Here is a 1,355-nt window from a genome sequence, read left to right on the forward strand (position 1 = left end):
GGGGCCTCCCCCTGAGTGGTGGACACGCTGATACTGGATCTGCTTGATCCGGAGGAAGCGAGAAGACCGCCGATGGCGATGAAGGATTACTCGGACGAGTTCAAGGCCGATGCCGTGGCCCTGTACGAGTCCACACCCGGGGCGACCTACAAGAGCATCGCCGCTGACCTGGGCATCAACCGGGCCACCCTGCGGGAGTGGGTGCTGAGGGACCGGGAATGCCGAGGCGTCGGCCCGGTCGCCGCCCGGGCGGGGCAGACGTCGGCCCGGGCGGGGCAGGCGACGCCGTCCGCGGATCCGGACGAGCGGATCCGGCAGCTGGAGGCAAGGGTGGCCGAGCTCGAGGCGAATGAACGCAAACTCGCGACCGAGCGGGACATACTCCGCAAGGCGGCCAAGTATTTCGCCGGAGAGACGAACTGGTGAGGAGCCGCTTCCAGTTCGTCGACGACCACCGGGACGCCTTCGAGGTGAAGCAGCTCTGCCAGGTCCTGGACGTGAACAGATCCAGCTACTACAAGTGGCTGGCGGGCGCCGAGGCCCGGCAGGTCCGGCAGCGGGCCGACCAGCGCCTGGCTGCGAGGATCCGCGAGGTCCACGCGGAATCCGGCGGCGCCTACGGCTCCCCTCGGGTGACCGCCGAGCTGAAGGAGACCGGCCTGCACGTCAATGAGAAGCGCGTCGCCCGGGTGATGCGAACGTTCTCCATCACCGGCATCCGCCTGCGCAGACGCGTCCGCACCACTGCCGCGGACCCGGCAGCCGCGCTGGTCCCTGACCTATTCCAGAGGGACTTCACCGCCGCCGAGCCGGGCCGGAAATACATGGGCGACATCACTTACCTGCCCCTCGCGAACGGCGAGTTCCTCTACCTGGCCACGGTGCTGGACTGTTTCAGCCGCCGGGTGGTCGGCTGGTCAATCGCCGGCCACATGCGCACGGACCTGGTCGCCGACGCCCTGCTGATGGCCGCCCGCACCCGCGGCAGCCTGGAGGGTTCCGCCTTTCACTCCGATCACGGGGCGCAATACGGCTCTCGGGCCTTCGCAGGTCTCTGCGACCAACTGAAGGTCACCCGGTCGATGGGCGCGGTCGGGTCCAGCGCCGACAACGCAGCCTGCGAAAGCTTCCACGCTTCCCTCAAACGCGAGACCCTCCAGGACGCCCGAGACTACGGCGACGCCAGCACCTGCCGCAGAACCGTTTTCGCCTGGCTGACCCGCTACAACACCCGCCGCCGGCACTCCGCCAACGGCCACCTCAGCCCCAACGAATACGAACGCCGACACCACGCGGCTAAGCTCACCCTCGCCGCGTGATCAACGAAGCGTGTCCACCACCACGGGGGAAGGCCC

Annotated in this window: 1 protein-coding gene; it reads left to right on the forward strand. The window is 68.5% G+C overall.

The features are described 5' to 3' along the window. The first annotated feature begins 72 nt into the window (after positions 1-72). Positions 73-1,319, forward strand: a protein-coding gene (locus ACFWBF_RS37320) for an IS3 family transposase (protein WP_385609277.1) whose coding sequence is annotated in 2 segments (ribosomal slippage) — positions 73-412 and positions 412-1,319 — 1,248 coding nt in all. Because the reading frame shifts where the segments join, the coding sequence is not laid out codon by codon here. Positions 1,320-1,355 lie beyond the last annotated feature (36 nt).

Origin of the sequence: Streptomyces sp. NPDC060028 (genome assembly GCF_042736725.1) — a bacterium.
In the GTDB taxonomy this organism is placed as follows: domain Bacteria; phylum Actinomycetota; class Actinomycetes; order Streptomycetales; family Streptomycetaceae; genus Streptomyces.